This is a genomic window from Corynebacterium sp. KPL1986, from assembly GCF_000477975.1.
GTDB classification, from domain to species: Bacteria; Actinomycetota; Actinomycetes; order Mycobacteriales; family Mycobacteriaceae; genus Corynebacterium; species Corynebacterium accolens.
Genome location: NZ_KI515719.1, coordinates 2,466,822 through 2,487,828, shown reverse-complemented (window position 1 = coordinate 2,487,828; position 21,007 = coordinate 2,466,822). Strand labels below are relative to the sequence as shown.

General features: G+C 57.5%; 18 protein-coding genes. 11 read left to right on the top strand and 7 right to left on the bottom strand.

Annotation, left to right across the window (positions count from 1 at the left end):
• The first annotated feature begins 64 nt into the window (after positions 1-64).
• Positions 65-541 carry a metallopeptidase family protein gene (locus HMPREF1287_RS11520; protein WP_005281750.1) on the top strand — a complete coding sequence of 159 codons (477 nt, stop codon included), beginning with the start codon at positions 65-67 and terminating at the stop codon, positions 539-541.
• Between the two features lie 90 nt (positions 542-631).
• On the opposite strand, the gene HMPREF1287_RS11515 is transcribed toward HMPREF1287_RS11520, so the two are convergent.
• From HMPREF1287_RS11515 to HMPREF1287_RS11505, 3 genes are all read right to left on the bottom strand, one after another.
• Positions 632-925 (bottom strand): WhiB family transcriptional regulator, encoded by a 294-nt coding sequence (locus HMPREF1287_RS11515; RefSeq protein ID WP_005277485.1) that lies wholly within the window; start codon positions 923-925, stop codon positions 632-634.
• 438 nt (positions 926-1,363) lie between these two features.
• Positions 1,364-2,458, bottom strand: coding sequence for a sugar phosphate nucleotidyltransferase (locus HMPREF1287_RS11510; RefSeq protein WP_023016905.1), 1,095 nt, complete (start codon positions 2,456-2,458; stop codon positions 1,364-1,366).
• Positions 2,459-2,551: 93 nt separating this feature from the next.
• Positions 2,552-3,460, bottom strand: coding sequence for a glycosyltransferase family 2 protein (locus tag HMPREF1287_RS11505; protein WP_034653487.1), 909 nt, complete (start codon positions 3,458-3,460; stop codon positions 2,552-2,554).
• Between the two features lie 133 nt (positions 3,461-3,593).
• On the opposite strand from HMPREF1287_RS11505, the gene HMPREF1287_RS11500 reads away from it, so the two are divergent.
• The 7 genes from HMPREF1287_RS11500 (at position 3,594) to HMPREF1287_RS11470 (ending at position 10,413) form a co-directional block, all read left to right on the top strand.
• A complete protein-coding gene (locus HMPREF1287_RS11500) occupies positions 3,594-5,225 on the top strand; it encodes an LCP family protein (RefSeq protein ID WP_005277482.1) in 1,632 nt (543 codons plus the stop codon).
• A 25-nt stretch (positions 5,226-5,250) separates the two neighbouring features.
• Entirely contained in the window at positions 5,251-5,913 is a 663-nt protein-coding gene (locus HMPREF1287_RS11495) for a TIGR03089 family protein (protein ID WP_023016903.1), read from the top strand.
• Between the two features lie 28 nt (positions 5,914-5,941).
• On the top strand, positions 5,942-6,679 hold the full coding sequence (locus HMPREF1287_RS11490; protein ID WP_005281740.1) for a sulfite exporter TauE/SafE family protein: 738 nt from the start codon (positions 5,942-5,944) through the stop codon (positions 6,677-6,679).
• A gap of 189 nt (positions 6,680-6,868) precedes the next feature.
• Positions 6,869-7,504, top strand: coding sequence for an ABC transporter permease (locus HMPREF1287_RS11485; RefSeq protein WP_023016902.1), 636 nt, complete (start codon positions 6,869-6,871; stop codon positions 7,502-7,504).
• Positions 7,505-7,506: 2 nt separating this feature from the next.
• On the top strand, positions 7,507-8,721 hold the full coding sequence (locus tag HMPREF1287_RS11480; protein WP_023016901.1) for an ABC transporter ATP-binding protein: 1,215 nt from the start codon (positions 7,507-7,509) through the stop codon (positions 8,719-8,721).
• Complete coding sequence (locus tag HMPREF1287_RS11475; RefSeq protein ID WP_023016900.1) at positions 8,708-9,460, top strand: ABC transporter permease; 753 nt, start codon at positions 8,708-8,710, stop codon at positions 9,458-9,460. Before HMPREF1287_RS11480 ends, HMPREF1287_RS11475 begins: the two co-directional genes overlap by 14 nt.
• Complete coding sequence (locus tag HMPREF1287_RS11470; protein ID WP_023016899.1) at positions 9,457-10,413, top strand: glycine betaine ABC transporter substrate-binding protein; 957 nt, start codon at positions 9,457-9,459, stop codon at positions 10,411-10,413. The genes HMPREF1287_RS11475 and HMPREF1287_RS11470 overlap by 4 nt, the downstream gene beginning before the upstream one ends.
• 288 nt (positions 10,414-10,701) lie before the next feature.
• Here the strand turns inward: HMPREF1287_RS11470 and HMPREF1287_RS11465 are convergent, their stop codons facing one another.
• From HMPREF1287_RS11465 to HMPREF1287_RS11455, 3 genes are all read right to left on the bottom strand, one after another.
• The gene (locus tag HMPREF1287_RS11465; RefSeq protein ID WP_023016898.1) at positions 10,702-12,024 is read right to left on the bottom strand and encodes an MFS transporter; all 1,323 of its coding nucleotides are present in this window, start codon (positions 12,022-12,024) and stop codon (positions 10,702-10,704) included.
• Positions 12,025-12,526: 502 nt separating this feature from the next.
• Positions 12,527-13,798, bottom strand: coding sequence for a threonine/serine exporter ThrE family protein (locus tag HMPREF1287_RS11460; protein ID WP_198010391.1), 1,272 nt, complete (start codon positions 13,796-13,798; stop codon positions 12,527-12,529).
• A 335-nt stretch (positions 13,799-14,133) separates the two neighbouring features.
• The gene (locus tag HMPREF1287_RS11455; RefSeq protein ID WP_023016896.1) at positions 14,134-15,042 is read right to left on the bottom strand and encodes a hypothetical protein; all 909 of its coding nucleotides are present in this window, start codon (positions 15,040-15,042) and stop codon (positions 14,134-14,136) included.
• 225 nt (positions 15,043-15,267) lie between these two features.
• Here HMPREF1287_RS11455 and HMPREF1287_RS11450 point away from each other — a divergent pair, with 225 nt between their 5' ends.
• Positions 15,268-16,662 carry a GntP family permease gene (locus HMPREF1287_RS11450; RefSeq protein WP_023016895.1) on the top strand — a complete coding sequence of 465 codons (1,395 nt, stop codon included), beginning with the start codon at positions 15,268-15,270 and terminating at the stop codon, positions 16,660-16,662.
• Here the strand turns inward: HMPREF1287_RS11450 and HMPREF1287_RS11445 are convergent.
• A complete protein-coding gene (locus HMPREF1287_RS11445; RefSeq protein ID WP_023016894.1) occupies positions 16,659-17,168 on the bottom strand; it encodes a gluconokinase in 510 nt (169 codons plus the stop codon). The genes HMPREF1287_RS11450 and HMPREF1287_RS11445 overlap by 4 nt on opposite strands.
• Before the next feature lie 134 nt (positions 17,169-17,302).
• Here HMPREF1287_RS11445 and HMPREF1287_RS11440 point away from each other — a divergent pair, with 134 nt between their 5' ends.
• Both HMPREF1287_RS11440 and HMPREF1287_RS11435 read left to right on the top strand, forming a co-directional pair.
• Positions 17,303-19,888 (top strand): AAA family ATPase, encoded by a 2,586-nt coding sequence (locus HMPREF1287_RS11440; protein WP_023016893.1) that lies wholly within the window; start codon positions 17,303-17,305, stop codon positions 19,886-19,888.
• Positions 19,872-20,993, top strand: coding sequence for a hypothetical protein (locus tag HMPREF1287_RS11435; protein ID WP_023016892.1), 1,122 nt, complete (start codon positions 19,872-19,874; stop codon positions 20,991-20,993). Before HMPREF1287_RS11440 ends, HMPREF1287_RS11435 begins: the two co-directional genes overlap by 17 nt.
• Positions 20,994-21,007: the final 14 nt, after the last annotated feature.

Genomic DNA, 21,007 nt, shown 5'->3' with positions numbered 1-21,007 from the left:
TAGATAGTACTTCCCCGGCGTGGCTGCACTTATTGCGCAACCTTAGAGCTTTAGAATCAACGCCATGACCGCTGCTCGCCCCCGCCCGCATATCCGCCCCGCCCACGATCGCCACGGGCGCGGCCTGCACGGGCCCCTTCTGCCGCAGCAAACCCCACGCTACCGCAGCGCCCGCGAGCTTTTCGATGCCGCCGTCCTCGAGGCCTACGCACCCATTCAGCACGCCTTCGCCCCGCAATTGCGCGGGCTCGACCTTGCGGTAGACACCATCCCGCGCATGCGCCTTTCGGCGGATATGACGGTGCTGCCGGATGAAATCATTGCCGATGGCCCCGTGCCGCTCGGCCGCATCGTGCCCGCCGGTGTCGATTCCGCTGGTAGCCCTACCCGCGCCCGGCTCGTTATCTTCCGCATGCCCATTGAGCAGCGTGCCGTGACCTCCGCCGAGCGCGCAGAGCTCCTCGGCACGGTCATTACCGCCCTGGTGGCCAATTACTTAAACCTCGCCCCAGAGGAGGTAGACCCGCGCTATAGCTGGTAGGGACACTTTTTCGCACCACAGAGAAAACTCTAGCCCTTGGCCACACCACTCAGGGTCGCAGCCAAGGGCTAGAGCACACACACAACTTAATTAACCAATCTCGCGCTTGAGGCGGCGGCGTTCGCGGTCCGAAAGCCCGCCCCAAATTCCGAAGCGTTCATCGTGCTCCAGCGCGTATTCCAGGCACTCATCGCGCACCGCGCAGGCTTGGCAGATACGCTTTGCCTCACGGGTGGAACCTCCCTTTTCGGGGAAGAATGCCTCTGGATCCGTCTGCGCGCACAACGCTTGATCCTGCCACTCCTGCTCGACGGCACCGAAGAGTTCATCGAGCGATACCTCTGCAGCAGCACCGCCACGGAGAATGGCGTTGTTATTAGCCATTTTGTCCACGCCTTTTCCTTTCTCCGAGGTTGGGTAATCCTAATCAGTGCAACCGACTGTACACGAGGCTGAAGTGCGGCTGAATCGCCGTCAATCCGCGAGCCAATCCGTAAAAACGGGTGTGTCGGTCGCCGTTTCTTGCACTGATGTAATTTCACACCGGATCACTAAATATCGTCAACCTGAATTAGTGCCTTTTCCGCGCTTTATTGCAAAAACGCTGCACAGGATCCCCATCCGTCACATTAGTAACATCCGGTGCTATCCGGGGGTATAGGTAGGGGGTACTAGATATAGTGGTGCCCGGTTTTTCTGTCAACAATTTTCAGGAAGTGTCGGCGTGTCTCCCAAAATCTCGGCCGGGCGGGGATCACAAAGCCCTCCACACCGCGCTCGTGGCCGAGCTGAAAGCGGTGCGGAGGGTAGGTGGTGGGTGCTTTAGGCGTCAGAGCTAAAGCGAATGCCGGCATCGGGGATGGTCACACCAGGAAATACCCGCATGCCGTCCACGAGCTCGCAGCGGGCGCCAACGTGGGCGCCTTCGCCAATGACGCAGTTTTCGATGACCGCATTGGCGCCAATATGCGCGCCGGAGGCGATGATGGAGTTGTGGATGATGGCGCCCGGTTCGATGCGCACGCCATCAAAGACCACCGTTCCCTCCAGGCGGGAACCAGCACCCACCTCGGATCCGCGGCCCACCGCGGTGCCAGATAGCAGCAGCACGCCGCCGGCAATGCCCGCAGAGGATTCCACGAGGGACTCGCCGGTGCGGCCTTCCAAGAGCGGCGATGGCGCGATGCCGCGCACCAGGTCGGAGGAGCCGCGGGTGAAGTCATCGGGGCGGCCCATATCGCGCCAGTAGGAGTTATCGACGTGGCCGACGACCAGGCGGCCATCGGCAAGCAAGCCTGGGAAGGTCTCGCGCTCTACCGAGACCACGCGGTCTGCAGGGATGGACTCGATGACGGAGCGGTCAAAGACGTAGCAACCGGCATTGATCTGGTTGGTTGGTGGATCCTCGGTCTTTTCCAAAAAGGCCGTGACCCGACCCTCAGAATCCGTGGGCACGCAGCCAAAGGCGCGCGGATCCGCCACGTTGAGCAGGTGCATGGTGACATCGGCACCCTTGTTGTGGTGCGTGGTCAAGATGCCCTCTAGATCCATGCCGGAGAGCACGTCGCCGTTGAAAACCATGACGGTGTCATTGCGCAACTTGTCATAGACGTTGCGAATACCGCCGCCGGTGCCCAGCGCGGTTTCTTCCACCACGTATTCAATGTCCAGGCCAAGCTCAGAGCCATCGCCAAAGTATTCCTCGAAAACCTCTGCCTTGTACGAGGTGGACATCACCACGTGCTCAATGCCCGCGGCCTTGATGCGGGCGAGCAGGTGCTGCAGGAACGGGTAGTTTGCCGTCGGCAGCATGGGCTTGGGCGTACCAATGGTCAGTGGGCGCAGGCGGGTACCGCGCCCGCCCACCAAAATCACCGCATCGGTGGTGGCACCATAAGTGGTGGCTGCTTCAGTCATAGTCATCCTTTGTATGCAGACAATCTTATTCTGAGGTTTTTCGAAGGTCAGTGTATGCGGCCGCGACCAGAAACCAGGTCAACGGCACGCGCTTCAGGCTTCCGAATCTTTGGCGGTACTGGCACGAGCGGCCGTTACCGCTCCCCGCACCCGCAAGCCCAGCCACAGCGCGGCGCGCAGCGGGGCCTGCCACCACGCCGGGTGGCGGTCCGCCTGGAAGCGGTACGCGGAGCTGTGGTGCGCGCGCAGCATCGCCCCGGCGTGCGCCTGGGTGGAATGCCCCTTGGCGTGGCTAATGACGGCTTCCGGGCAGAAAATGTTTTGATACCCGGCGCGCGCGAAGCGATCGCCCAAGTCCACGTCTTCTAAGTACATGAAGTAGCGCTCATCAAAACCGCCGATGGCATCGAAGGCGTCCCAGCGCACCAAGAGGCAGGATCCGGATAACCACCCGGCGGGGCGTTGGACGGACATATCGGCATCGTTGCGGTACGTGCGCGTCCACGGATTAGAGGGCCATAGGTTAGAAAACAGCGCGTGGCCGATGCCGGTGGATATATTCGGCACCGACCGGGCTGACGGATAGTTGCTGCCGTCTGGTTCCACGATGCGCGGGCCTACCGCTGCGGCATCCGGCCAGCGGCGCGCGCACGCGATCATCTGGTCAATCGCACCTTCGCTGAAGGTGACATCCGGGTTAGAGATAAGGAAGAACTCATCGTCTACGCGCCGGTTCTCCCGCACCCACCGCGCGCCGGCGTTCATGCCGGCACCGTAGCCAATATTGCCGCCGGTATCGAGGAAGTCCACGCCTTCCCTTTCCGCCGCGGCGGCTTCGGGGATGCCATCGGTCGAGCCATTATCCGCCAGCACCACCTGAGCGCCTTGGGCGCTGGCGTGCGGCAGGGAGCCTATAAAGCGCGCCAAGTACTCACCGGGGTTATAGGTCACGGTGATAATGGCGAGCGGAGCTGTAGTTTCAGTAGTCACAATGGGCCCCAAGCTTAGTCACGCCAGGGGCTGTGTCCGGAGACAGACACTGTTCAATTGCGCGAAACTGGTCACGGATCCCTAATTTTGGCGAGATCTCCCCTAAACTGTCTCCAGATCCCCGGAAAGTAGAAAGCCTTCACTTGTGACTTCTGAGAACACTCGCCGGGCGCGCAATATCCAACCCGCGCCCTCTGCCGCTAGCGCGGTTAAGCAAAAGGGTTCCACGGCCACCAAAACCATCGTGGCTGTGATTTCTGCCCTCATCCTGGCTGTCTCCGGCGTGGGCTACGCCACGGTGGGGCGCCTGGATACGGGCATGTCCTCTGCCTCAGACTTATCTTTGGGCGAGGATGGTTTATCCGATCCTTCCTTGGACGGCGCCGCCGATATCTTGCTCGTAGGCAAGGACTCGCGAACCGATGCCCAGGGCAATCCGCTCTCTGAAAAGGAGCTGGCGGATCTCCACGCCGGCGTTGCCGAGGGCGAGGAAAACACCGACACCATCATGCTCGTGCGCATTCCGGAAGACGGCTCGCGCGCTACCGCGGTATCCATTCCGCGCGATACCTATGTCAACGATCCGGACTACGGCAATATGAAGATCAATGCCGTCTACGCCTCGCACAAAAACGACAAGGTCCAAGAGCTCCAGCAGGAAAACGCCCAGGCGGAGGCGCAGGGCGAAAAGGCACCGTATACGGATAAGGACATCGAAAAGCGCGGCGTAGAAGCCGGCCGCGAAGGCCTGCTGAAGATGGTGCACTCCCTGACCGGCGTATCCATTGACCACTACGCCGAGGTGGGCCTGCTGGGCTTTACGCTGCTTACTGATGCCGTCGGTGGCGTCGAGGTCTGCCTCAACGAGGACGTTGAGGACGAGATGTCCGGCGCCAATTTCCACAAGGGCACCCAGACCCTCGATGGTGCGCAGGCGCTGACCTTCGTGCGCCAGCGCTATAACCTGCCGCGCGGTGACCTTGACCGCATCGTACGCCAACAGGCGTATATGGCCTCGCTGGTGAATAAGGTGCTCGATAATGACACGCTGACCAGCCCGTCCAAGCTCTCCAAGATTGCCAAGGCCGTGGAGCGCTCCGTGGTCATCGATGACGGCTGGGACATCATGGGCTTCGTCACCCAGCTAGCAGGCCTGGCCGGCGGCAATGTCACCTTCACCACCATTCCGGTGACCTCCATCGATGGCCGCGGCGATTACGGTGAATCCATCGTCACCATCGATACCAATGAGGTCCACCGCTTCATGGAGGATCTGGCCATGTCGCACGAGGAAGCCGAAGAAGACGCGGCCCACAAGGAGGAAAACGCCGAAAACGCAGCGGAGCACGATGCCGATATCAACTCCGATAACGAGGTCCACGTCCTCAATGCCGGCAATATCGATGGCTTGGCCGCTGGCATCGGCACCTGGCTGGAAAACACCGGCTATACCGTCGAGCGCTCCGCCAATGCCCAGCCCGGCATCTACTCTGAGTCCCAGGTCGTGGCCGCAGACCCGGAGAGCGAAGATGCCAAGAAGCTGGCGGAAAAGCTCGGTGGCCTACCGGTGGTAGAAAACCCGCAGCTCGATGCCAATACCTTGCTCGTCGTGGCCACCGACGACTACCAGGGCCCTTCCGATGAGGAAGCCAGCGCCGAGGAATCCGCGGCCGAAGAAGATACCGACCTGGTAGGAACCCCGGGCAATGACTTCGGTGCCAACAAGGTTGCCCCTGAAATCGACGCCGGCGGCGACGGTCCGCGCTGCGTGAACTAAGCAGGCTGGCCTACGATGGGCGGGTATGGAACTACTCGCCCATCTTTTAAACGCCGATGCCGCCACCCCGCGGCTGACTGTTTATAACGAATCCACCGGCGCGCGCATGGATTTTTCCGCCCAGACGCTCGATAACTGGGTGGCCAAGATCGCCAATATGTTGGAAGAAGAGCTCGACTTGGAGCCGGATTCCACCATCGCCATCGACGTGCCCACCTCGTGGCAGGCCGCCGTCATTGCTTTAGGCGCCCTCGCCGCCGGGCCCAGCTTTGATTTCGGTGAAACGGCCGCGCTTGCCGATGTCGTCTTTACCTCCCCCTCCCGCTACCTCGCCGCCCAAGAGCGCCAGCCGCAGGCCGATATCGTGCTCATCAGCGACGACCCCTTTGGCCGCGGCATCGTTGAATCCGGCGGGGATCTGCCCACCGGTGCCATCGACTTCGGCCCCACCGTCCGTTTTTATGGAGATCAGTACTTTGGTGAAACCCAGCCCCTGCCGGAATTGGTGACCCCGCCCGGCTGCGCCGAGCGGCTGCTATCTACCGGGTGGAGCGATAAATCTTCCTTCACCCGCGCCGTCCTCGAGCCCTTAGCGGCCGGCGGCTCCGCCGTCATCGTCGCAGGACTCTGCCCCGCGTCCCGCTTGGATGAAATTGCAGCGAATGAGAAAGTAACCGCCCGGCTCTAGGCCAAGTGCCCTATACTTGCCTTCCATCATGTTCTTGGGAATCTCTTCAGACGCGTGGGTCTACATCTTTATTGGTGTGCTCATTTTGGTCGGCACTATCACTCAGGGCTCGATCGGCTTTGGGCTCGGCACCATCGCCACTCCCATCATCGCGCTCTTGCGCCCGGATTTAGTCCCCACGCTCATCTTGCTCCTCGCGCTGTGCATTTCCATCTACACGCTGGCGCGAACCTACCGCGAAACCTCATGGCGCTTGGTCGGCATATCCGTCATCGCCCGCATTCCGGGCTCGTTCGCCGGCGCGTGGGCAATCGCATCCCTCTCACACGATGGCCTTTCCATCTTCATCGGCTGCGCCGTGCTCTTGGCGATGTCCCTCTCCAGCCTCGGCTGGAGCCCCGAGCCCACCAGGCGCAATACCGTTCTTGCCGGCCTTACCTCCGGATTCCTGGGAACCTCTACCTCCATCGGTGGCCCACCGATGGCGCTGATTATGAAGCGCTTCGACCCACAGCGCACGCGCGGCAGCCTCGCCGGCACCTTTGTGATCGGTACCGTCATGTCCCTTATCATCCTGGGATTTAACGGCCAGGTGACCCAGCCGCAGGTCTACGCCGCCGCAGCCTATAGCCCGTTAGTAGTCGTCGGCTTATTCATTGCCAACTACCTCAACCACTTCATCGATACCAAGCGCCTGAACCGCATCGTCACAGTGGTAGCTATTACCGCTGCCCTGGCACTTATCGGCCAAGTGCTGTTTTTCTAGGCCGCCACTAAGACCGGTATTACCTCGTGCTCACTGCCCCCGGTTTTGTGCCCAGCCTGTCACGCTATTGTTTCGCGCGTAAAAAGGCTTGTACGCTAGAAGCACATCATCAGCGCAGAGGAAGGACCAGAGAGCCTGTGCCCCTAATAAATTTCCCTGCGCCCTATTCTCTTTCTTTTAGGTGATGAAATGAACGAATTTATCGCTGCGCGCTGGCAGGATATCCTTTTCCGCAGTTACCAGCACGCAAGCCTTGTCATCCAATCAGTCGCCGTGGCCCTGGTCATCGCGTTGATTATTGCCATCTTTGTGGCCCAGCGCCCGCGCGGTGCGGCTATCGCTAATGCCTTGACCTCCATTGGCCTGACCTTGCCATCGCTGGCGCTGCTTGGTCTTGCCATCCCGCTGTTTGGCATCGGCACCATACCGTCGGTTGCCCTCGTGGTCTTTTATGCCGTCCTTCCCATCCTGCGCAATGCCATCGTCGGCTTGCACAATGTCAGCGACGATGTCATCGAATCCGCCCGCGGGCAGGGCATGAGCTCGACGGCTATCCTCTTCCGCATCCGGCTGCCGCTGGCCTGGCCGGTGATTATGACTGGCATTCGCGTTTCCACCCAGATGTCTATGGGTGTTGCCGCCATCGCCGCCTATGCGCTCGGCCCAGGACTGGGTGGATATATCTACTCAGGACTCAGCCAAATCGGCGGCACCAACGCACTTAATTTCACGCTGGTGGGCACCATCGGCGTCGTCATTATTGCGCTCATCGTGGATGCGATTCTCGCCGGAATCCAAAAATTGACCACCCCGAAAGGTATCTAAGAATGTCTGATTCAACGCACGCTTCATCCACGCACGCCGCGGACGCGAGCAATAGCGGTGCCAGCATCGTCTTCGATCACGTCACCAAGGCCTATTCGGGCCAAGACTCCCCCGCCGTGGAGGACCTTTCCTTCGAAATTCCGGCAGGCGAGCTGGTCGCATTCGTCGGGCCGTCTGGTTGTGGTAAGACCACCTCGCTGAAGATGATTAACCGCTTGGTGGAGCCGACCAGCGGCACCATTTATATCGATGGCGAGGACGCCACCAAGAAAAACCCCACGCAGCTGCGCCGCGATATTGGCTATGTCATCCAAGGCGGCGGCCTCATCCCGCACATGTCCGTCGCGGATAATATCGCCTTGGTGCCCAAGCTGAAGAAGTGGAAGGCCGATAAGATTGCTCAGCGCACCGATGAACTTTTGGATATGGTCGGGCTCGATCCTGCAACCTACCGCGATCGCTTCCCCAGCGAGCTATCCGGTGGCCAGCAACAGCGCGTCGGCGTCGCCCGCGGCCTAGCGGCGGATCCGCCGGTGGTCTTGATGGACGAGCCTTTCGGCGCGGTCGACCCCATCACCCGCACGCGCCTGCAGGATGAATTGGTCAATATCCAATCCGAGTTGAAAAAGACCATCATCTGCGTCACGCACGATATCGATGAGGCCATCAAGCTGGGCCACCGCATCCTCATCTTTGAGCCGGGCGGCAAAATCAGCCAGTACGATACGCCCGAAAATATCCTTGCCGCGCCCGCGAATGACTTCGTGGCCGACTTCATTGGTTCCGGCTCTGCCCTAAAACAGCTCAACCTGCGCCGCGCGGATGAGCTGGAGCTTGCGGACCAGGCCACCGCGCGCATCGGCGAACCCACAAGCGAGGCCCTAGCGCGCCTGCGCGAAGCCGGCGAAGAAATGGTGGTCATCATCGATGACAAGGGCCATCCCCGCGACTGGATCTTCGCCCGCCAGCTCGAGCGCTACGAGACCATCCCGGAGCCGCAGTTCGAGCTCAACTCCGTTGTGGATGCGCGCTCTACGCTTAGCGATGCCATGTCTGCCATGCTTGCTTCCTCCCACAGCGGTGCGCTTGTGACCCGCCGGGGTGAATTCGTGGGCGTTTTGTACTACGAAACGGTCACGGATTATATCCAGCAGATGAATGCTGCCGCCCAAGAGGCTTTAGATGATCAGGAGGTGGATTCCGGTGGAGAAATTTAAGCGCCTGACCGGTGAAGACCGCCTCCTTATCATCGGCATCCCCATCCTGGTGGTACTTACGGTGGGCGGCTGGCTCATCTGGCACGCCACGGCCGAGCTGGATGATATTGAAGAGCGCACCCTGCAGATTAGTTCTGTGCTCACCATGACCCGCGAGCACTTAGTCCTCGTTGTCATCTCCGCACTGCTGGTCATCGCCACGGCCGTGCCGCTGGGCATCGTGCTAACGCGCAAGTCCACCAAGTTCATGGCGCCGATCATCACCAGCATCGCGAATATTGGACAGGCCGCGCCCGTCGTCGGTGTCATCGTCCTATTGGCCATCTGGCTCGGCTTTGGCGAGCCTGTGGCCATCCTCGGCCTCTGGTTCTATGCCTTCTTGCCGGTACTCGCCAACGTGATTGCGGGCTTGCGGGGCGTGGATAAGCAGCTTGTCGAGGCCGCCTACGGCCTCAGCATGTCACCAATCCAGGTGCTCACCAAGGTCGAGCTGCCCATGGCCCTGCCGGTCATCATGACCGGCATCCGCACCTCCCTGGTGCTCTTGGTCGGCGCCGGTGCGTTTGCCACCTTTATCGATGCCGGCGGCCTCGGCGGGCTGATTACCACCGGTATTACCCTCTACCGCAACCCTATTCTCATCTCTGGCGCGGTCCTCATCGCCGCCTTAGCCTTAGCGGTCGAATGGGTGGGCCGCGTTCTTGAGGTTGTCTTCGCCCCGAAGGGAATGATCAAATGAAACGCCTCCTCGCAACACTTGCCGCCGCAAGCACCTTCTTCCTCGCTGGATGTGGCCTCGGCACCGCCGGTGGCCTCATCCCGAGCGGACAGTTAAAGGGCGACCTAGCCGATATCGACTTGGACGGCGCCAATATTTCCATCGGTTCCAAAAACTTCACCGAGCAGGTCATCCTGGGCAAGATTGGTGCCATCCTCTTGGAATCCGCAGGTGCCAACGTAAAGGACCTAACCAATATCCCCGGCTCTACCTCGGCGCGCCAAGCGCTGGAGGTCGGCGATATGGACTCCATGTTTGAATACACCGGCACCGCCTGGATTACCTACCTGGGCAACGCCGATCCGGTCCCCGGCTCGCAGGAGCAATACGAGGCAGTGAAGGAGGCCGATAAGGACCATGGACTTACCTGGCTGCCCCCAGCGCCGATGAATAATACGTACGCGCTGGCCATTAGCGAGCAGTCCCACGCACAGTACGGCCTTGAGTCGCTGGCCGATATCAAGGGTATTCCCACCAGTGAACAGACCTATTGCACCGATAGCGAGTTCTTAGCCCGCAATGACGGCCTGCTTACCATGTTGGATAGCTATGGCATTGAACAACCACCGCGCGACCGCATCAGGATTATGGATTCCGGCGCCGTCTATGCCGCCTTGAATAAGGGCGAGTGCACCCTCGGTTCCATCTTTGCCACCGATGGCCGCATTAAGTCCTTAAACCTCACCGTGCTGGAGGACCCTGAGCTCTTCTTCCCCAAGTACAACCTCGCCCCGGTCGTGCGCACCGAGGTTTTGGAGGAATACCCAGAGATCAAGGACCTCTTCGCTCCCCTCGCGGAACTCCTGACGGATGAGAAGATGCAGGAGCTTAATGCCCGCGTGGACGTCGACGGTGAGGACTACACCGCCGTGGCACAGGATTTCCTCATCGATGAAGGCCTGCTAGAAGGATAATCTTTGAGGGCCGCTTACCAGCGCAAATGGATTTACAGGAAACTTTCAGTATTTTTCAGCGACCTATCAGATAGATTCCATTGCTGTTCCAGCCGCGTGCCCCATACTTAAATCATGCGTTTGAGAGAGCGCATACGAGAGAGATAGAGAGAACCCCTCAGTTTCCAGAGGGCGGTGAAAACCGATACATGGAAACACCCTTGTAGAGAGACGCCAGCGGCACTCGGAACCGAAAGGAACCGGGTGCCACTGGCGTTTTACTAGTTCTACAGGCATAACCCGCGCGGGTTATGCCACCAGCTTGTTCTTGCGCGGCGCGAAGAGCACGGCAGTACCCGTCACGATCGCCGCAGCCACCAGATAAAAGGCCGGGGCTAGTTTATTTCCGGTGGTATCAATCAGCCACGTCGCGATCATCGGGGCGGTACCGCCGAAGATGGCATTGGCAGTATTAAACGTCAGCGCGAAACCAGACAGGCGCACATGCGTGGGGAACTGCTCGGAAAGGAAGGAGGGCAAGACGCCATCGTTAAGCGCCAGCACCCCACCCAGGCACACCTGAATGATGATGACGAGCAGGATGCCTGCGCCGTCGAGAAGCATGAATGCCGGAATAATGGCAAGTCCCATAAAGAGCGCGGCGCACAGCATGGTGGTGCGCCGGCCAAGGCGATCGGACAGCAGGCCTGTCAATAGCGCAAAGCCCACGTAGAACGCGGAGGCCACCGAAGACGCGATAAACGCCGGAGTTTCTGCCATGCCCAGCTCCTCCGAAAGATAGGTGGGCAGGTAGGTCAAGATGACGTAGAAGCCAATCGCGTTGAGCACCGCGCCGGCAAAGGCAATGGCCAGGGCCTTGGGGTATTTCAGCACCTGGCGCAGGGGCGAAAGTTCGGTGTCCGCGTGCTTTTCAAAGCGGTTGGATTCCTCCGTATGGCGGCGGATCCATAAGCCGTACAGGCCGAGCGGCACCGCCACTAGGAAGGGCACGCGCCAGCCCCAGGAATGCAGGGCATCATCATCGAGCACGCCAGTAAGAAATGCCGCGATGAGCGAGCCCAAGAGCAGCCCGGATGCGGTGGCCGAGGGCACCACCGCAGCATAAATCCCGCGTTTCCCAGGTGGGGCAATCTCAGCCAGGTGGGTGGCGGCACCGGCATATTCACCGGCGGCGGAAAAGCCTTGCACCATGCGGCATATAAGAAGCAAGAGCGTCGCGGCAAAGCCGATGGTGGCATACCCAGGCAATAGGCCGATGCAGGCGGTCGCTAGCGACATCAACACGATGGAATAGGTCAGCGTGTGGATGCGGCCGTGCTTATCACCAATATGTCCCCAGACGATTCCACCGATGGGGCGCACCAAGAATGACAGCGCGAAGAGCGCGAAGGTCAAAATCAGCGCGCGGCGGCCTTCCATTTCTGGGAAGAAGACGCGCGAGATAATCGCGGACATATAGATATAGGCCGCATAATCGAACCACTCAATAAACGTGCCGATGAATGCGGCCTTGATGGCGGAAACGCGCTGTTCATGTGAAGTGCCAGGAACGTCCACGTCCGTTCGCGCAGATTCATCGCTCGCTGGCGGTGGGGCTATCAGAGGAGCCATGCTCCTCACCTCGTTTCTGTTGAGCTTCTTTCGCAAAAATGGCGCAGAATAGTCTGCACCCGTAGCGACGAGCCTACAGAATTTATTATGGTTTAGGTCACTTTTATGTGCCTTTATAGCCTCGCCGACACGCCTCGCTTGCCGATGCCTCCCTTCCCCACCCAACTCACAGCACTTAGCAGCAACCTTTCAGGCAGATACCATGGCGAGTCCAGCCGCGTGCCCCATACTTAAATCATGCGTTTGAGAGAGCGCATACGAGAGATAGAGAGAACCCCTCAGTTTCCAGAGGGCGGTGCACACCGATACATGGAAACACCCTTGTAGAGAGAGACGCCAGCGGCACTCGGAACCGAAAGGAACCGAGTGCCGCTGGCGTTTTACTATTCGTGTTATTGGCTGCCGCTTTGCCTGTTGCCTCTGGCCGCCGTCTCTGGCCGCCGTCTCTGGCCGCCGCCGCTGGCTATCGCCTCGGCCCCGCTGCAAGGCCGAACCACCCGCGCTAGGCGGGCTTCTTTCGTGGGATTTCCTTATCGAAATCAATGAGCCGCCCCAACGCCCAATCGCGGTCCGTGAGCAACCGGGCAAATACCATTCCTGCGCCGATGGCTCCTACCACCATCAAGCCGGTGGCCACATTTGCCACCGCCTGATCCATTTGGCCGTCATTAAGGTAATAGACCGCGCGAAACATCGTCACTCCAGGAATCATGATGACGGCGGCCGGCACGGTGGTGGTGATGCGCGGCAACCGCGCCTTTTGGGAGGCCACCGCACCCAAGAGCCCGATAATCAGCCCACCAATGAACGCCGCAAAGTAGATGGTCGTGCCCAGCTCAAGGAGGCCAAGGCGCACCGCGTTGGCCACGGTTCCCACGCTTGCAGCCACCAACACCATGCGGCGCGAGGAGTTAAAGAGGAAGGCAAAGCCCGCGATGCCGAAGAAACTGGCGACAGAAGCCAGCAGGTACCACCGCGTATCCGGTGCAGGAACCGGCGGATCCGGGCTGAGATCCGTTAGCCAACTGACCATGGAGACGGTAAACGTAGCGGTAAAGATGACCGTAAACGCATAACCCAGCCGGGCGATACCCGCATCAAAGTCAAAGCGCGCGATATCAATCAGGGCCGAGAACAGCGGGAACCCCGGAATCAAAAAGAGCACCGCCGCAACATAGCCCGAGGACAGCGAGCTCGGCTCTACTACCCCAGCAAATCCGAGAAGCTCGATGAGGATAAAGAAGGTGATGCTGGCTGCCGCGCCACCGGCAATGATCCCGCCAATTTGGTGCACGTGCTGGTGAAGCACTTCATAGCGCACAAACTGCCCCACGAATGCCGCCAGCGCCACGAGCCCTACCGCTTGCACTGGGAAGAAATTTAAGAAAGCAAACGCCGCGCACGCGACCGCGGCCGCCGTGGATAGGACCCACACGCTCCAGCGCTTTTTCACATCGCTTTCTATGGAATCGAGCATCCCTGAAAGCTCTTCCGCGGTAATGCCGGAATATAGGTGGTTATGGGTGAGGTCCTCCAATGCCTCAATGCGGGAGGCATCGACGGCCGGCGAGTGCGTGCGCGCAATCACGGTGCGAAAGGAATCTCCCCGGTGGAAGGTGCAGGTAATCTGCGTCAGGCCCACGTTTGCGTCCAAATGATCAAACCCCAACGCCCGGGCGCTGCGCTTCATGCCGCGCAGCACGCGATAGCCCGATGTGCCCGCCCCCATCAGCATCATTCCGACGCGCAAGACGACGTCAGCTTCCACGCCCATCTGCCGGTGAAAATTCGGATCATACTGCGACGACAAGTCTTCCACCTCTACCTCGCGGGAAAGCTGCGATCCAGGCCACTTCTCGGCGGCCATTGCCCCAGCTTCCACCCACATTTTGGCTATTTCTTCTACCTCCCAGACTAGCGCACCGCGTGCCTACCCCGTGATCTTCTTAGCCTGCACTAACTTTCAGGAAAATTTCAGCTTTTTTCAATGCCTATAACAGGATTTAGGCCCATACTTTCCTTAGCGTTTGAGAGAACGCAAGAGAGATAGAGAGAACCAGCTCCAGCGCCCTGCGGCCCTTCACTGCGGCCCGGGCGCTGGAGTTGTTTTTACTGCGCCATCTGGCTTGCGCACTGTTGCGTCCACCCAGTCGTCCCATCCGTGAAATAGGTGGTCCCTGGTTGCTGATTGGATGGGTCGCCACAGGAAGCAACCGTTTTATCGAGCGGGTGCGGATTCTCCACGCCAGGGGCTTGGGTAATTCCTACGACAGGCGCATCGCCAGCATTCTGGGGCGCATCGCCGCCTTGGTTGTTCGGGTTTACCTGCTGTTGTCCCCCACTATCTGTTCCCGATTTCGGCTGCGGGGCAGGCTGCGCAGCTTCGCCTGCGCGCTCTTGGGCAGGGTCATTCTTGGAGCTTGCTTCATTGGTGGGCTCCTGCGAAGAAGGCTCCGCTTCACCGCCGCTTTCCACCTTAATCTTGTAGCTCACCTCATTCGTGGCCTTAAAGTGCAGCATATTGGTGTCTTTAGAAACATCGAGGAAAGCCGTACCGTCGGCGCTGTAGCCTGGGAATTCATCCATGAGGTTGAGGTAGCTGCCATCATCGCAGCTAACTTCTGCCCGTGCATTATTAATTTTGTTGTCAGCGGTGCTTGCTCGCCACGGCATAGACCTAAAAGGCGAGGTGAATCCGTCATCCGCGCCCTCAGGCATGGACGCGGAAATCTCTACCGCGACAAACTTCCCTTTCTTCGACTCGGTACTTGCGCAGTGCGCATCATCGACAATGTCATTGATTTTCACGGTCATGCACGTGGTGTCATCATCGCCACTGCACGGTACATCGAAGCTATCGCCCTTGCCTAAGGCTGGCGCAGCCTCTGAGGTAGAGTACGTCGCTTCCGATTGTGCGCTGGTAGCTGGTTCTGCAGCATCATCGCCGCCAGAAGAACACGCCCCGAGTGCCACCGCACCTGCCAATATCAATGCCGAAAAGCCAAGCTTGCGCTTCATAAAGAGTCCTTTCCAAAGGTGAGAGAGATAATTCCAATGTAGCCTTGTCTACTCATCCCAGGAAACCCGCGGCGGTTCACCTCCATCGGGTGTCGCGTCAGCCTCATTTTCCACGAGTACACGCAGAACGCGTTCCAGGGCGAATTCAATGCTGCTACCGTGACGGATTGAAAAGGCCAATACGCCCTATTAAATTTCAAACGGATGCAAAGGATCCTTTAGCTCATGGATACTTGGGAGCCAACACTTTCTACTGGCCCACTCCTCGGCATCGCCATCGCCGCGATTGCACTAATCCTCGTGCTTGTCATCTATATCAAGCTGCATGCATTTTTAACGTTGCTGGTGGTCTCCGCCCTAACAGCACTCGCGGCCGGCATACCGCTCGAGGGCATTGTCCCTACGATGACGGAAAGCTTCAGCTCCACACTTGGCTCGGTGGCGCTTCTGGTGGGACTCGGCGCCATGATCGGCCGGCTCGTGGAGGCTTCCGGCGGTGCTCAGTCGCTTGCCGATGCCATGGTTCGCCGCTTCGGCGAAAACAAAGCGCCCCTTGCACTCGGCATCGCCTCGCTGATTATGGGCTTCCCTATATTCTTCGACGCTGGTCTTATCGTGATGCTGCCGGTTATCTTTGCCGTCGCCCGCCGCCTGGATGGCCCAGTCCTTGCCTTTGGCCTGCCGGCCGCTGGCGCCTTTTCTGTCATGCACGTCTACCTGCCACCGCACCCCGGTCCTGTCGCCGCCAGCGAATTCTACGGCGCCGACCTCGGATTGGTGCTGCTCGTCGGCCTGCTGCTGGCCCTTCCAACCTGGTATATCTCCGGCTACCGCTTCGGACTTTTTGCCGGAAAGAAGTTCCCGTTCAAGGTCACCGATGCCATCACCGGGCCTGTCCTTGAAAAGGAAGAACAACCCTTAAAACCAGCCTCCGCCGCCACGGTGATTTCCATCTTGCTCATCCCGATGGTGCTCATCTTCTTCAATACCGGGCTCAACGCTCTAGCTTCCTACGGCACCATCGATGCTGATGCCACGTGGGTCAGGTTCTTCGTCATGCTCGGCCAAACTCCAATCGCACTGCTGATTACGGTGCTTATCGCGCTGGTAGTCCTCGGCCTGCGCCGCGGCGAGGAAAAGACGGCTCTGGAAAAACTCGTTGACTCCTCGCTCGGCCCTATCTGTTCCGTCGTGCTCATCACCGGTGCGGGCGGCATGTTCGGCGGCGTGCTTCGCACCTCCGGCATTGGCGATGCGCTTGCCGATTCCCTCTCCGGCCTCGGCATCCCTGTCATCCTGGCCTGCTATCTCATCGCCGTAGCCCTCCGCCTGGCACAGGGTTCAGCCACCGTCGCACTCACTACCGCCGCTGCCCTGATGGTCCCCGCTGTGGAAGCTGGCGGGTTCAACGAACTCCAACTCGCGCTCATCGTCGTGGCCACCGCCGCTGGTTCGGTCTTCGGCTCCCACGTCAACGATTCGGGCTTCTGGCTCGTCGGCCGCCTGATGGGCATGGATACAATGACCACTCTGAAGACGTGGACCGTCAACCAGATGCTCATCTCCGTCATCGGCTTCGCACTCGTGCTCGTCCTCTACGGCGCGGCTGCAGTCTTTTAGGCGCCGAACTCTATCCAAGCAGCAGCGTCTTCTGCAATATCTTCCGCTGGCCGCGTCACATCGAAAACGCGGCCAGTTTCGTCCTCTTCCAGCGGCTCCAAAGTATCGAACTGCGATTGCAACAGCGACGCCGGCATGAAATGTCCCGGTCGGTGTTGCATCCGCTCATACAACACATCAAAGTCCCCGTGCACGTGCACAAACGCCACGCCTGGGCAGTACTGCCTAATCAGATCCCTGTACTTGCGTTTTAGCGCGCTGCACCCCACCATCGCACCTTCCGGCCTATCCGCCAGCCACTGACCGATCTGTTTTAGCCACGGCTCCCGGTCCTCATCATTCAGCGGCGTTCCCGCGGCCATCTTGTCGATATTTGCCTGCGTGTGCATATCATCGCCGTCGCGGTACTCTAGCCCGACCAGCGGCGACAGGGCCTCCCCCACCGTTGTCTTGCCAGAGCCAGAGACTCCCATGACGACGACGTGACGGAATTTGTTCTGGTCCATGGTGGCTCCTTGGGTTGGGGTTCTTTCTCTCGATTTTATCCCCGGCGGTTTCCAATTGAGCTACATCCGTACCGAGTGAATCGTTCTCCTACTATCATGAAAACGTCCCTGCTTTAACTTCTAAGGATGCTTTGATGAGTGACCCACAGCAAACCTTTTCTTGGAGAACCGTTCTTCCCATCGTCTTAGAAACGATGCGGGACGCGACACTGGTCTCTTATCCCGAGATTTTTGAACGCGTTCAAAAAATTGCTGAAGTGGACTTTCCAGAGCAAGCTCACCGGCAGCTCAAAAATAGAACCGCTGTGGAAGACCGGACGCGGTGGGCGGTATTCCACGCAAGAGAGATTGGCTTTGTCACTTCCTCTAAACCGGGTTCCTTTTCCTTGACCGCTGAGGGGGCCACTTGGCTTGCCTCCAACCCGTATCCCTTAAGCAAAGACCAAATTCGAGAACTCGGAAAACTTACTTCCAAAACAAATAAGCCACAAGCAGCCGATACAGGCCCGCAAGAACAAGTTCCTGAAGAATCCAGTGCGGATTTTTTCTGGGTACTGCGCGCCGGAAGCAATGGCGAACGCGAAAAGCAAGCATTAGCGTCCAACCAAGGTCTTCCCGGCATGGACTACGGCCCAGAGGTAAACCAGCAGGATAGTCTGGATGCCATCAAAGCCTCAATGGTTCGAGAGCACCCAGATCTCAAGGCACAAACGGCTACCAGCTACGCGTCTCAGCTCAATCGATTTAAAAACGAGATGCAGATAGGCGACTTAGTTCTGATGCCTAGCAAATTGCACCAAGGACGAGTTTATTTCGGCTATGTCTCCGGCAACTACGAATACCACCCAAATGATCCGAAGGATTTACGGCATGTTCGACCAATCAACTGGTCCAGCGATTTCTTCAACCGTGATGACCTAGGACTTGACCTTCAACGTTCTCTGGGTTCACTGCTTACTATTTGTCAGATTTCTCGAAATCATGCCTATGACCGTGTGGAATCAGTCATCCAGGGCATGGGAGATCCTGAATTTTTCTCTGAGACTCCATTATCCCCGTCATTTGATTGGCCGGATTTTTTCGAAGAATTCGCCACTAAGCTACTCGCCTTCAAAGACAACCGCGCTGAGCTACTGGAAAAGCTAAAAGAAACCGCTGAAATTTCAGGACGCCCGCTTCGGTTCAAGCATCTATGGAAATGGTCCATCGACGATGAAGAAGTGCCAGCTACTGACATGGATCCGTTTACTATCCTCGGAGTGGCAAACCGTCAGATTTCGGTGTCTAACAAACGGGCTATTTGCCAAGCCTTCAAAGCGGTTTTCGGAATTGAAGCCCCAGCACCAACAGATTTTTCTGGACTACCCCAACTAAATAACCTGCGCTCGTGTTTTACCACCAAACCCTCAGATGTTAAGAACCAAAAGTTTTGGGATAACAGCTGGAGTCTTTTCGAATCGGCAATCGGGTTAAGCCAGTCAGATACGCCAGAAAATAGAGCCAAGTTCATGCGCGATTTCGACGTGATGACTAAAGATCGATCGATCACGGCATACACCATGGCATTGTTTTGGGCGCGTCCACTCTACTTCCTGACTTTTGATTCAGTTATCACCAAGTATCTTGCCCAAGACTCCGCATTAGGAATCAATATTCAGAAGAATGTTTCAACGGGTAAAGATTATTTGCTCACGCTCGATGACATTCGAGAATGGCTTACTACCGCCGAGATCGAACCAGCCAACTTTCCCCGGTTGTCTTATGAAGCATGGGTTTTCAACCAAGAACCAACAGATGCTACTACCCAAACTGCAGAGTCTTCGTCGGAAGAAGACCCTTTTACCATCCCTAAACTAATAGAAGAAGGCTGTTTTATTCCGAAAGACGATCTCGAGCTTATGCTGGAGCGCCTGAAAGAAAAGAAGAATCTGATTCTCCAAGGACCACCGGGTACAGGAAAGACATGGCTTGCACGTCGCTTGGCATATATCTTGTGCAAGTCGGATGCAGAAGAACTAGTCACTTCTGTTCAGTTCCATCCTTCTACTTCATATGAGGACTTCGTTCAAGGCTTTCGCCCCAGCAGCAATGGAAAGCTTGAACTGAGAGACGGACCGTTCCTCCATGCGGTAGAAAAGGCTAAGGAAAACGACTCCAATCCACACGTAGTGGTAATTGAAGAGATTAACCGCGGCAATCCAGCGCAAATTTTTGGAGAGATGCTCACCCTCTTAGAAGCTGATAAGAGAAACCCCGAAAATGCACTTACCACGCTTTATAGCCAGGAAGGAGAAGCAATCTTCCTACCCGATAACTTTTATGTCATCGGCACTATGAACCAAGCGGACAGGTCACTTGCCATGGTAGATATGGCTTTACGCCGCAGGTTCGCCTTCGTAAATCTCGTTCCACAATTGGGATCCACCTGGCGCAATTTCTGTGTTTCCAACCGTAATCGCAATGGCCAAGCACTCACCGAAATTGCCCGGAGGATCGAGGAGGTTAATCAACTAATCCGCGATGATTTCAATCTTGGTGATGATTACCTCATCGGACATAGCTTTGTTACTCCGCGCCGAAAGCTAACAGACAGTTCTTACGAAGCCACTATTGAGTGGTTTAACCAGGTAGTGACCTCGGATCTTAAGCCGCTCATAGGGGAATACTGGTTCGATAATCCTTCGAAGCGCGAGCAGGCCCTCGATGTCCTCACAGGATAGTTCCATAAAACCGGAGGACATATACGTTCCGATCCGTAGTGTATGGATGCTCCAGCTATACGCTTCACAGACTTTCATTGATGGACACATATCCAATTCCTCCGTGGAAGAAGCGGGAGTTGAGCTTCCAGAGCTCATCGGAACAATGCTGTGTGACGCTGTAGAAAGGCGCTTTCGGAGAGAATTGAGCATCGGCTTTACCCTCACCGAACGAAATATAACCCGGGTGCGAGGCCGAATAAACATGTATGAAACCGCCCGCCACCAACTCTTAGAAAAGGGTCTCATTGCTTGTGAGTTCAATGAACTAACCATCAATAGCGAAGTTAACCGATTCCTTCGTTACGCCCTCGAGTATGCAGGACATATCCTGTCAAACGTAGGTAGTGGTGACGCTGCGCACCGGTGCAAGATACTGGGTCAAAGACTTGCTCAAATGGGGGTTCCCGAGCCAAAAACGGCGGCTTTTCCTCGTGCCAGGCTTTCTCCTGCAGATAAGAAACCAGTTGCCGTGGCTAAACTGCTTCTGGAACTAGCCGTGCCCACTCGCGGAAACGACGCCCTTCCTCGGTTCAGCAGAAAACACTTCACGCAAGACGAACTCCGCAAGCTGTTCGAAAAAGCTCTATTCGGCCTGTTCCATTACCATCTCAGCCCTTTCGGCTGGAAAGTAAGCAGCGGTAAACGCTTAAATTGGAATGTTCAACAAGCTCCCAGCTATTTACCGAGCATGCAGACAGATATCATTCTGCGATCACCAGAAGGTGAAATTACAGTTATTGATGCCAAGTTCACGCATTTGTTCACTGAGAATCGCGTAGGAAACGAATCTATTAAAAGCTCTCATCTTTATCAGCTTTACGCATACTTACGCAGCCAAGAACCCTTCAGCGAGGAATGGGAAACCGCTCAGGGCATCATGCTTTATGCTTCCACGGGACAAAACCAAGCGGATGAGACGTTATCGTTCTTTCTCGATGGGCACCCTGTAACTTTCGCTGGCATTGGTCTAGAAACCTCAATTCGAGAGTTTCGTGAGAAAGCACTTATGCTTGTGGCGCCAAATATCGGTTCCTTTCAAAAAGAATCTCACGAAATTGCTTAAAGACTCTCTGAAAG

What these genes read in the sequence shown, in the direction of transcription:
- HMPREF1287_RS11510 (WP_023016905.1), bottom strand. Translation starts at nt 2,458, where the DNA reads ATGACTGAAGCAGCCACCACTTATGGTGCCACCACCGATGCGGTGATT.
- HMPREF1287_RS11515 (WP_005277485.1), bottom strand. Translation starts at nt 925, where the DNA reads ATGGCTAATAACAACGCCATTCTCCGTGGCGGTGCTGCTGCAGAGGTA.
- HMPREF1287_RS11445 (WP_023016894.1), bottom strand. Translation starts at nt 17,168, where the DNA reads ATGGACCAGAACAAATTCCGTCACGTCGTCGTCATGGGAGTCTCTGGC.
- HMPREF1287_RS11485 (WP_023016902.1), top strand. Translation starts at nt 6,869, where the DNA reads ATGAACGAATTTATCGCTGCGCGCTGGCAGGATATCCTTTTCCGCAGT.
- HMPREF1287_RS11460 (WP_198010391.1), bottom strand. Translation starts at nt 13,798, where the DNA reads ATGGGCGTGGAAGCTGACGTCGTCTTGCGCGTCGGAATGATGCTGATG.
- HMPREF1287_RS11495 (WP_023016903.1), top strand. Translation starts at nt 5,251, where the DNA reads ATGGAACTACTCGCCCATCTTTTAAACGCCGATGCCGCCACCCCGCGG.
- HMPREF1287_RS11490 (WP_005281740.1), top strand. Translation starts at nt 5,942, where the DNA reads ATGTTCTTGGGAATCTCTTCAGACGCGTGGGTCTACATCTTTATTGGT.
- HMPREF1287_RS11470 (WP_023016899.1), top strand. Translation starts at nt 9,457, where the DNA reads ATGAAACGCCTCCTCGCAACACTTGCCGCCGCAAGCACCTTCTTCCTC.
- HMPREF1287_RS11520 (WP_005281750.1), top strand. Translation starts at nt 65, where the DNA reads ATGACCGCTGCTCGCCCCCGCCCGCATATCCGCCCCGCCCACGATCGC.
- HMPREF1287_RS11435 (WP_023016892.1), top strand. Translation starts at nt 19,872, where the DNA reads ATGTCCTCACAGGATAGTTCCATAAAACCGGAGGACATATACGTTCCG.
- HMPREF1287_RS11480 (WP_023016901.1), top strand. Translation starts at nt 7,507, where the DNA reads ATGTCTGATTCAACGCACGCTTCATCCACGCACGCCGCGGACGCGAGC.
- HMPREF1287_RS11440 (WP_023016893.1), top strand. Translation starts at nt 17,303, where the DNA reads ATGAGTGACCCACAGCAAACCTTTTCTTGGAGAACCGTTCTTCCCATC.
- HMPREF1287_RS11450 (WP_023016895.1), top strand. Translation starts at nt 15,268, where the DNA reads ATGGATACTTGGGAGCCAACACTTTCTACTGGCCCACTCCTCGGCATC.
- HMPREF1287_RS11455 (WP_023016896.1), bottom strand. Translation starts at nt 15,042, where the DNA reads ATGAAGCGCAAGCTTGGCTTTTCGGCATTGATATTGGCAGGTGCGGTG.
- HMPREF1287_RS11465 (WP_023016898.1), bottom strand. Translation starts at nt 12,024, where the DNA reads ATGGCTCCTCTGATAGCCCCACCGCCAGCGAGCGATGAATCTGCGCGA.